At 61.6% G+C, this 10,157-nt stretch carries 7 protein-coding genes; 2 read left to right on the forward strand and 5 right to left on the reverse strand.

Going from position 1 to position 10,157, the window contains the following annotated elements; all coding sequences use genetic code 11:
* Together HY836_RS14690 and HY836_RS14695 are read right to left on the reverse strand one after the other, a co-directional pair.
* On the reverse strand, window positions 1–913 hold a 913-nt coding region (locus tag HY836_RS14690; protein WP_290677257.1), incomplete at its 3' end, for an acyl-CoA dehydrogenase family protein.
* 74 nt (window positions 914–987) lie between these two features.
* Window positions 988–1,731 (reverse strand): TetR/AcrR family transcriptional regulator, encoded by a 744-nt coding sequence (locus tag HY836_RS14695; protein WP_290677260.1) that lies wholly within the window; start codon window positions 1,729–1,731, stop codon window positions 988–990.
* A gap of 260 nt (window positions 1,732–1,991) precedes the next feature.
* Between HY836_RS14695 and HY836_RS14700 the strand changes: the two genes are divergently transcribed.
* Together HY836_RS14700 and HY836_RS14705 are read left to right on the forward strand one after the other, a co-directional pair.
* The gene (locus HY836_RS14700; RefSeq protein ID WP_290677263.1) at window positions 1,992–2,549 is read left to right on the forward strand and encodes an HNH endonuclease; all 558 of its coding nucleotides are present in this window, start codon (window positions 1,992–1,994) and stop codon (window positions 2,547–2,549) included.
* A 39-nt stretch (window positions 2,550–2,588) separates the two neighbouring features.
* Entirely contained in the window at window positions 2,589–4,271 is a 1,683-nt protein-coding gene (locus HY836_RS14705) for a glycosyltransferase family 4 protein (RefSeq protein WP_290677266.1), read from the forward strand.
* Between the two features lie 52 nt (window positions 4,272–4,323).
* On the opposite strand, the gene HY836_RS14710 is transcribed toward HY836_RS14705, so the two are convergent.
* From HY836_RS14710 to HY836_RS14720, 3 genes are all read right to left on the reverse strand, one after another.
* Window positions 4,324–5,583, reverse strand: a complete 1,260-nt coding sequence (locus tag HY836_RS14710; protein ID WP_290677269.1) for a hypothetical protein — start codon at window positions 5,581–5,583, stop codon at window positions 4,324–4,326.
* A 14-nt stretch (window positions 5,584–5,597) separates the two neighbouring features.
* Complete coding sequence (locus HY836_RS14715) at window positions 5,598–6,902, reverse strand: hypothetical protein (protein WP_290677272.1); 1,305 nt, start codon at window positions 6,900–6,902, stop codon at window positions 5,598–5,600.
* Window positions 6,903–7,036: 134 nt separating this feature from the next.
* Window positions 7,037–10,157: calcium-binding protein (locus HY836_RS14720; RefSeq protein ID WP_290677274.1), on the reverse strand; the 3,121-nt coding region annotated here is incomplete at its 5' end.

A 10,157-nucleotide genomic window follows, 5' to 3' on the forward strand; every position in this document is an offset into this window, starting at 1 on the left:
ACTGGTTGCCCACGCCCAGACGTGCGCCGTTCATCATCACGAACATGGCCATCAGACCACGGTGAGGCTGGCCCACCAGCGTGCCGTTGGCTTCTTCCAGAACGATCTGGGCGGTGGCGTTGCCATGAATGCCCATCTTGTGCTCCAGGCCGGCGCAGAAGATGCCGTTGCGCGAACCGATGGAGCCATCAGCGTTCACGTTGAACTTGGGCACCACGAACAGGGAGATGCCCTTCGAACCAGCAGGTGCGTCCGGCAGGCGAGCCAGCACCAGGTGGACGATGTTCTCGGCCATGTCGTGTTCACCGGCCGAGATGAAGATCTTGGCGCCGGTGATCTTGTAGGTGCCGTCAGCTTGAGGCTCGGCCTTGGTGCGCAGCAGGCCCAGGTCGGTACCGCAATGGGGTTCGGTCAGGCACATGGTGCCGGTCCACTCGCCGGAGGTCAGCTTGGGCAGGTACAGCTTCTTTTGAGCGTCGGTACCGTGGGCTTCCAGGGCGGCGTGGGCACCGTGGCTCAGGCCAGGGTACATCGTCCAGGCCTGGTTGGCCGAGTTGTTCATTTCATAGATGGCCTGGTTGACCAGCTGAGGCATGCCTTGGCCGCCCCACTCCGGATCGGCGCTCAGGCCGGACCAACCGTTTTCGGTGTACTGCTTGTAAGCATCCTTGAAGCCATCAGGAGTCTTGACTTCGTGGGTTTCCTTGTTCAGCACGCAACCTTGGCTGTCGCCAACCAGGTTCAGGGGGGCCAGCACCTTGGAGGCGAACTTGCCACCTTCTTCCAGCACGGCGTTGACGGTGTCTTCGTCCAGATCGGCGTAAGCAGGGATCTGCTTGAGTTCGTCAACAGCGCCCAGCAGTTCATGCATCACGAATTGCATGTCGCGCAGTGGGGGATTGTAGGAAGGCATCGTGAAGCTCCTCGGTCTTAAAAAAGCACGTTAAACAAGAAAACCTGATCTTGAAAGCCAGGCGACAGGGGGGGTCAAACAGGTGTCAGAGGGGCTTTCGCCCCCCCGACGGTGGCCGCACCCGAAGGCGAGGCCTGTCCAGGCAACGTTACCGGCGCCCCCAGTGCATAGAACTGGAGCACGCGCTCGAACGCGGTGCGAGCCCGATCAATCGCGTCCGGCGAGCGCAGGAAGCGCGCGTCATGGTGGAGCGACAGGATCAGGCCATGGATCTCGAACTGCATTTGCATCGGGTCGGTGTCGGCGCGCAGATGGCCCATGTCGACGGCCATGCGGATGGCACGCACGAGCGAGCCGTGCCAGGTCACCACCATCCCGGCCAGCGCATCGCGCACGGGGCCCGGACGGTCGTCGAATTCAACCGCACCGCTGATGTAAATGCAACCGGAATCGATTTCCGTCGCCACTTTGGCCACCCAGTTGTCAAACAGGGCGCGCAGACGCGGCAACCCACGGGGCTGACGGATGGCAGGACGGAAAACTTCCTCTTCAAAACGCTCGTGGTATTCCCGGATGACGGAAATCTGCAATTCTTCGCGGGAGCCGAAGTGGGCGAACACGCCCGACTTGCTCATGCCAGTTACTTCAGCCAGCGCGCCGATGGACAGCCCTTCGATGCCCATCTGGGACGCGAGGTTCAGCGCCGCCTCCAGGATGGTGGCCCGGGTTTGCTGCCCCTTGTGTGCGCCTCGCCCACGCTCACGCACCACCTCGGGGGCAGGCTTGGCGTCGTGGGGGAGCAATTCGGACAAGGGCATTCCTCGGAATAAAACGAACGGTCGTGCTATTTTGCAAAAAAAGATGACAACTGTGTGCGCTTCCCAAAATTTTTTTTTGTGGCATTTCCCGCATTGCGTGCCAACTTGCGTCACCCGCGCCATTTGAAGCCATCCGGACTAGGGGTGCACCCTCATGTGTTGTGATGCAACACCGGCTGGGGGCCATCACATGCCCGAGTGGTTGAGAAAGTCACACAAGCTGCACTATCCTGTTTGCATCATCGCCTTTTGGAGGGTGTATGGACGTGCTGCAGCTCGACGTGTCAGGCCGTCCGCAGGCTTGGCTGTCGGCCAAGGAAGCGGCGGCCCTGTATGCGAATGACGATATAGCCTGGACGCTGGGGGATCCCTTCATCGTCCTGCGCGGCGGAATCCAGCGCAAAACGGGGCAACAGTCCCGGCTGGAGTTGCACCCCATCGTGGCCGTGCACGGTGCCGTACCCAGCCGCGCCTGGCGCCATGAGCCGGCTTTGTCCAACCCCAAGCTGTTTGCGCGCGATCGGCAGGTCTGCGCCTACTGCGGCCACCATTTCCACCTCGATCACCTCACGCGCGAACACATCGTGCCCACCTCGCGCGGCGGCCAGGACACCTGGACGAACTGCATCACGGCCTGTCGCAACTGCAACGGCCGCAAGGGCAACCGCACCCTGCATGAGCTGACCTGGTCGCTGTATTACCTGCCCTACGTGCCCAGCCTGCACGAAGACATGATCCTGCGCGGGCGGCGCATCGTGGCCGATCAGATGGAATTTCTGCTGGCGAGCGTGCCGGCACACAGCCGCTTGAGGGGCTAATTGATTCGCAGACAATGACACGGCATTCGAGGAGACGCCGTGCCACGTGATTTACCCGCCATCAAATACGAGCCTGATGGCTATTCCCTGTCGGGCACGACGGTGGTCGGGCGTCAAGCGGCCGGTCACGCGTTTTTGCGCGCAGCGGTTCAAGCCTGCGATGGCGGCGCACTCGTTGCCTGCACACCGCACCAACGCTCTGCCCAATCGTTTGCCGAAGCGGTGAATGCGCTGGACCCACGCGTCAAAGCCCACTGGCTCCCCTCAAATCGGTTGACGGATCTGGCCAGCATCGGCACCTTGTACGTGCCCGACCCCAGCCTGGCGGAAGCTGCGCGCACGCGCCTGCGCGTCGGGCCACAAGCCTATGCCTTGTGTGGCGTCACGCACACGCTGTCGAGCCACTGGGCCATGGACGCGATCAAGCACATGGTCAGCGCCCCACTCATGCCATGGGATGCCTTGATCTGCACATCCACCGCGGCGAAACAAGTCGTCGAGCGCATCTGGGCACAAGAGCGCGACTACATTCAATGGCGCATGGGCACGCACGCGGCACCACCCATGCCGCAGCTACCCGTCATCCCCTTGGGCGTGCATGCCCGCGACTTCAACCGCCCCCCGCAAACACGACAGGCCGCGCGCGAAGGCCTGGGCATCGCACCCGACGAGGTCGTGATGCTGTTCATGGGGCGACTGTCCTTTCACAGCAAAGCCCACCCGCACGCCATGTATGTGGCCTTGCAAGCGGCCGCGGCACAAACAGGGCAAGCGATCACGCTGGTGCAATGCGGCGTGTTCGGCAGCGAGCTGGCCGAATCAGCCTTCAAGGAAGGCGCCGCACAGTTCTGCCCCGATGTGCGCACCATTTTCATTGAAGGACAAGATGCGCAGCGCCGCCCGTGGGCCTGGGCTGCAGCAGATGTATTCATCTCGCTGGCGGACAATGTTCAAGAGACCTTCGGGCTCACGCCAGTGGAGGCCATGGCAGCCGGGTTACCGGTGGTCGTCAGCGACTGGAACGGCTACAAGGACACCGTGCGCGACGGCGTAGACGGCTTTCGCATCCCCACGTGGATGCCGCAGGCCGGCGCAGCTGACGGCTGGGCCAGCAGCCTGGAAACTGCAGCCATGGACTTCGACATGTACAGCGGCCTGAGCGGCCAGGCCATTGCCCTGGACATGCAGATGCTGGTGGAACGGCTGGTGCAGTTGATCGAACAACCTGACTTGCGACAGCGCCTGGGCGAACAAGGGCGCGCACACGCTGCGGCGCACTTTGATTGGGCCGAAGTGTTCAAACAGTACATCTCGCTATGGAACGAACAAACAGCCATGCGCAAAGACGCGGCTGGGAGCGGTGCAGACAAGCTGCGCCTGAGCGTTGCCCCTCGCTTTGACCCCGCTCGGCAAGACCCTTTCAGGCTCTTCGCAGGCTATGGCACGCACGAGGTTTCACCGCAGTTCATCATGCATTGGAACCCAACGCATTCAGTTGACGATGTGCTGCGCACCCTGCGCACGCCACTGTTCAGCTTTGCCATGCCATCCGGTGCAGAACAGATGCGCCGCCTGACTGACGCTTTGGCACGGCTTCAGGCTGAACCACTGTCGATACAAGCCTGGGCCCAAGCCTGCAACGCCCCCGTTGCAGACATGGTGCTGCTGGCCTGTCAGTTGAGCAAGGCGGGTGCACTGACCTTGCGTTCAAGCCAGGCATGAAAAAGCCACCCCGGAGGGTGGCTCAACATTCGCAGACGATTGAACGCGCTGCTTACTTGTCGTCTCGTGAAGAAAGCAGCTTGTCATTCACTGCCACAAAAGGCGCCACGTACCTGGCATTGGTGTAGCCAGATGGCTCTGCCACCATCGATGCAACCCGTGCCTGTTGTGGCGCGGCGGCTGCCGGCATCTGCACTGCCGCAGCAGGCATGGTCTTGGTGATGTCCACCACCCCACCAATCGCGGCAGCCTGAGGGCCAAAGAATGCCCCTCTCACGTAGCCGGACACCGAGGCGCCCACATCATTGGTGCCCACCGAAGTTGACTGCAGGTTCACACCACTGATGGTGCCAGCGGCGGTAAAGCCCACGTTGCCATACAACACGGGCGTTGTACTGCCGTACGGGGTGTAAGAACCCACCTTGCCGTCCTGGCCGCCATTGAAAGTGGCCTGCCAGGTTGCTGCCCCGAACTGCACGTCAACATGCACAGAGCCCATACCCGAGTCAAGGGTGCCCCCCGTATAGCTGGCGGTTGCGTTATTGGCGCGCAATGCCGACATGTCTGCGTCGGACGTAGTGAAACCCAAAACGCCACTACCATATCGCCCCTGGTAAGAGTAGGACTCCGACTCACCGCTCGATTCGCCGCGCACATATTGACTGATGTTGACGCCAGCGACCAGCGTTTGCTCAGCCATGTCATTGAGGTACGCATCAGCGTGACCATACACCTCATAGCCAGAAACCTTGCTGCTCGGCGCCGAGTAGACCGCGTCGTAATAGTCGTCAGTACCCAAGGTCAAGGGGCCCGAATCAGGAATCAGAAGCGACGCACCCTCGCTCAGCGCCTTCATGTTCAGCGTGATACTTGTCGGCAAAAGACCTTGCTCCGCTGGCGTAATCGAGCCTGTTGCCACCCAGGCGTGTGGCGGCACGGATGTGTAGCTGTTGTTCATGGAGTCGTTGCCTGAAAAGACTCCGAAACCACACAGGCTGCCACCAGCGCAACCCAGGCCAATCGACTCGACTGGTGGGACCACCGGCTGTGCCAGGGGACGATACAACTCGACCGAGCGAACGATCGACTGATTCGTGCTCGTAGCAGGACCCGCCGCCGGCGGTTCAAAATTGCTCCAAGGCCCCCAGCTGCTGGACGTATCTTCAGCAATGCTGACATCGCCATACACCTTGGTCTTTTTCAGCTCTTCGTCAGACGCTGCAGCCGATGCGCCAGTATGGACCAGGGCAAACACAGCCAGGGTCAACGCGCTCAACGCGGATGGATTCGAACGGGTCTTGAATGTCTTCATGATGGAACTCCGGATCAGAATGTGCGGCCAAGGGTGAAGAACACGGTGTCACGCGTGTAGGCATACAGGCTCAGATTGGCTTTGTTGGTCACGCGGGTCAGCGTGGTGGCGAACTGCCACTTCTCCAGGAAACCGCTCTGGAACCGGTGGCTGGCACCCAGCTCGAAGCGCTGCTCCAACTCGTGGCGAGCCACGCCAAACGTGGGCTCGGCACCATCAAAGTCGCTGACACGCCAGGACGCACGGGTAAACAGATCGCCGCCCTGCCAGGCCCTGTACCGACCGCCTACAAAAACCTCATCGCCACGGTTGCTGAAACGCTCATCCACCGCGTCCTCTCGGGTGACCTTGTAGCCGCCTTGCAATGCCAGGCGCCCGGACAGGAACAATTGCCCATAGCTCAAGCCAACGGCTTGTTGGTGGCCATTGCGCCCCTCATCCACCTCACGCTTGAAATTGCGATACATCCACTGGGCATCCAGCGTCAACTCGCCATCGCGCCCCACACGCGCGGTCACAGAAGGTGACAGCGATGAAAACGTACCCAGGTACTCGCCACCCAGCGTCAGGTAATCGGCCTGCATGTTGAGGTTGGCACGCCCCAGCTTGTCGATCACCAGCGTAGGGCCGGTCGCGACACTCAAAACCCCCAGATCGAACTCGCCATAACGCTTGTAAGTCTTTTGGTAGCCACTGAACTGGGTCGTCCAGCCATAGCGGGCCGTGTTTTCACCCATGCGCACAGGGGACTGGGACTGCCACGTGTGCGTGAGGCTGGCTTGAGCCAGATAGCCCCAATCGGACTTGGCCAGGCTGCTGTCATTGAGCACCAGGCCATTGCCCAACAAGGCGGTATCGGGGCCTGCGTTGACATTGCTGTCAGCAAACAAGCCCACCGACACGGCTGGTTCGAGCTTGTTTCGCTCTGCCGTGGCAGCACGCTGCTCCAACTCGATCTGCTTGAGGAAGGACAGCACCGACAGCCGCACCGCCTCCGGGGTCTTGGGATCATCAAGCACGCGCTGCGCATGCTCCTGCGCCTTCGCGTAATTCAAGGTGCGGTAGTAGGCAACAGCCAGTTCAAGGCGAACGCGATTGAGGCCAGGGTTGGCGGCAAGGACCGAGTCCAGCGTCTCAATGGCCGAGTAAGGCTGCCCCGTTTCCCGCTGGTACAGCCCCTGGCGATACTGCTCATCCACGTCAGCAGCGCCAGCCACGCCGGATACCAACAGACCGCAAGCCAGACCCACCGCAGACACCACCAGTTGCGCGCCACGCTTGACCACACGCGAAGAACCAAAAGGACCAGAGACAGCCATATTGCCCTACCAATTGTTACAGTGGGTAAAGTATCGCTTCAAACGCCCGTTTAGTCCATGCGATCGGGCACCCCCTTTGAGGGCACGCAAATAGGGTGTTCGGCAAGAAGGAGACGAGGCGATCGTGCGCTGGCTCAGCCCCACACCGCCGCCATCACGCCCGCCAGCTTCTGGCTGTAGCTCGCCGACAGCGTCGTTTGCCCCAAAGGCTGCGGCGCCATCGTGGCCATGGCGTTGACCAGCTGCTGGACATTGCCCGAGCTCAAGGTCTTGCCGCCGGCCGAGATGCTTTCAACGCGGTACGCCGAACTGACGTACCAGTTGGCCACACGCACCTTGAAGAGCGTGCCGACGACACTGACAACCAGGTCGTTGGCCGAGCGGGTCAGCCAGAGCTGGTCTGCACTGATGTTGCCTTCCATGACGAGCTTGTCAAGGTTGGTGCTGTTGGGGTCGTAGTCCTGGATGACATCGCTGCCACCACCTCGCTGGTACATGTAGCTGTCGCCGCCGTAGCCGCCAGTCAGGGTGTCATCTCCCGCCCCACCGTAGAACGAGTCCGCCCCGTCCAAGCCAACCAGGCTGTCGTTGCCACCGTAGCCCCACAGGGTGTTGTTGAGGCTATTGCCCTTCATGGTGTTCTTGACCTCGTTGCCGGAGGCCTTGAACACGCCATCATTGCCCATGTTGAGCCGCTCGACGTTGTCAGCCATCTTGACACCGTCCACGCTGGCGGTAATCAGGTCATCGCCGCCGCCGCTGGCCTCCAGGATGAGGTCACCAAGGTCATCGACGATGTAGCTGTCGTTGCCCACGCCACCTGCCATCGTGTCGGCGCCTTTGCCGCCGTCCAGCAGGTCGTTGCCCTGATCACCATTGAGGAAGTCTCGGCCCTCGAACCCTTGCAGCATGTCATCGCCCAAACCGCCTTCGAGGCCATCGGCACCGGCCGTGCCCATCAGCGTATCCGCCGTGTTCTGCAGTTTGCGGTTGACGTCGGCGCCCGTCCACTGGAAGCCATCGGCAAACGCAATCGCCATGCGATCAACTTGTGGCTCCGCCAGATAGCCGACCAGAAGGGCGCGGTCTGCAGTGTTCCTCACCTGTAACAGCAAATCGCCACCTTGCGCACTCAACACAAGATCGGCCATCGAAATGCCAGCACCCAGTCGCAGCGCATCGGCGTGATCTTGTTGATAGCCCGGATCGGCCAACATGGTGTCCGCGCCATCGCCCAGACCAAAGAGATACGTGTCAGACCCGGCCCCGCCGTCCAGCAGGTCGTTGCCGCTGTCGCCATAAAGCGTGTCGCGGCCGTCGTTGCCCAGCAGCGTATCGTCACCAGCGCCACCATCGAGCAGATCATCACTGCGATAGCCGGCCAGAAAATCGTTGCGTGCATTAAGCTTGCTCAACACGGCCTGGCTGTCCCACAGGCCACCGTCCGCGAAACAGACGAGGGGACGGCCATTTGGCAGGATGTTGAAATAGCCTGCCAGGCGAATCTGATCCGTCGATCCGGTGAGCTTGAGCACCAGATCACTGCCATCGGCCAGAAGGTCCACGTCAACAGGCGTGATGCCCGCACCCAGATTCAGCAGGTCTGGCTGATCCAACGAACCATTGTCCATGGTCATCAAGGTGTCGCTGCCACTGCCGCGCCCGAACTCGAAGGTGTCCACACCGAGCTGTCCATCCAGCCAGTCGTTGCCGCCGGCGCCAAACAGATGATCGTCGCCATTCGTGCCGATCAGGGTGTCCTGGCCCTGGCTGCCCACCAGCGCAGCCCCATCCGGATACGCCTGCACCACGCCACCAGCTACCGACATCAGGCGATCGACCGACATGCCATCCCACGCGCTGCCATCTGCGAATTCGATGTTCATGCGGTATGGGGGAGGCGCATCGAAATACGATTGCAAGCGCACGCTGTCCGTCGAGCCCTTGCGTTGCAGCACGAGGTCAGCGCCTTGCTGGCTGAGGTCGATGTCGGCCATGCCCAGCCCCCGGCCCAGCAACAGGCGATCACGATCAGGCCCGGGCCACATGTTCGCTGCGGCAGCAATCGTGTCCTGCCCGTCACCGCGCCCAAACACATAGGTGTCGGCGCCCGCACTGCCATCCAGGAAGTCCTGCCCCGCATCGCCATACAGGGTGTCGTTGCCGTCCTGTCCGACGATCACGTCGTCGCCAGCGCCACCGTCCAGCACTTCATCCAGGGGTGAGCCTTGCAGATAGTCGCCGTTGTTCTGCAGCTTGCGATCAATGGCCAAGCCATCCCAGTAACTGCCATCGGCAAACTCGATCCGCGGACGGTCCATGCCGTATTGGTAGAAGTAGTCGCGAATGCGCACGCTGTCGCTGCGCCCGTCGATGGTCAGGATGAGGTCGCCCGCCTCGGCCGAGACCGTGACGTTGCTCATGGCGATGCCTGAACCCAGGCTCAAGCGATCTACCCAACCAAAGCCTGCCGGCGGCCCGGCGAGCACGGTGTCCTGACCATCGCCCAGGCCGAACAGGTAGGCATCCATCCCCATGCCACCATCCAGCACGTCGTTGCCGGCATCACCGTACAGGGTGTCGTCACCGTCATGGCCAGACAGGATGTCATCACCACTGCCACCTTCGAGGGCATCGTCAGCCCCGGTCCCCCAGGCGTTGATGCTCATGCCATTGATCTTGCGGTCAATGGCCAGCCCGTCCCACACAGTGCCACTGGCAAAAGCCACCGTGGGCCGCGTTTGCGCGCTCATGTTGAAGTAGTCAACCAGGCGCAGGCTGTCGCGGGTATCCCGGATGCGCAGCAACAGATCTCCGCCCTCCTGGGAAACATCCACATCCGGCACGGCAATGTCCGAAGCCAATCGAAGGCTGTCTTCGCTGGCATCCTGGCTGTACATGAAGATGGCATCTTGCCCGTCCCCTCGCCCGAACAGGAAGGTGTCGGCGCCCAGTCCGCCGTCCATGACGTCCGCGCCAGCATCGCCATACAGGGTGTCGTCGCCGCTCGTACCCACAAGAATGTCCCGCCCGGCCCCGCCCATGAGCACATCACTGTCGGGCGTACCCATCAGGTAATCGTCGCTGACCGACAGCTTGCCTTGCACCGAGCGGGCATCCCACAGCCCGCCGTCTGCAAAACGAATACTCAGCGTCTCGAACGGAGCGAGGTTGAAGTAGCCGGCAATCAGCACGCTGTCTTGCGTGCCTCGGATGGTCAGCCGCAGATCGCCACCCTGTTGCACCAGTTCGACG

Origin of the sequence: Aquabacterium sp. (assembly GCF_016234775.1) — a bacterium.
GTDB lineage: Bacteria > Pseudomonadota > Gammaproteobacteria > Burkholderiales > Burkholderiaceae_C > Aquabacterium.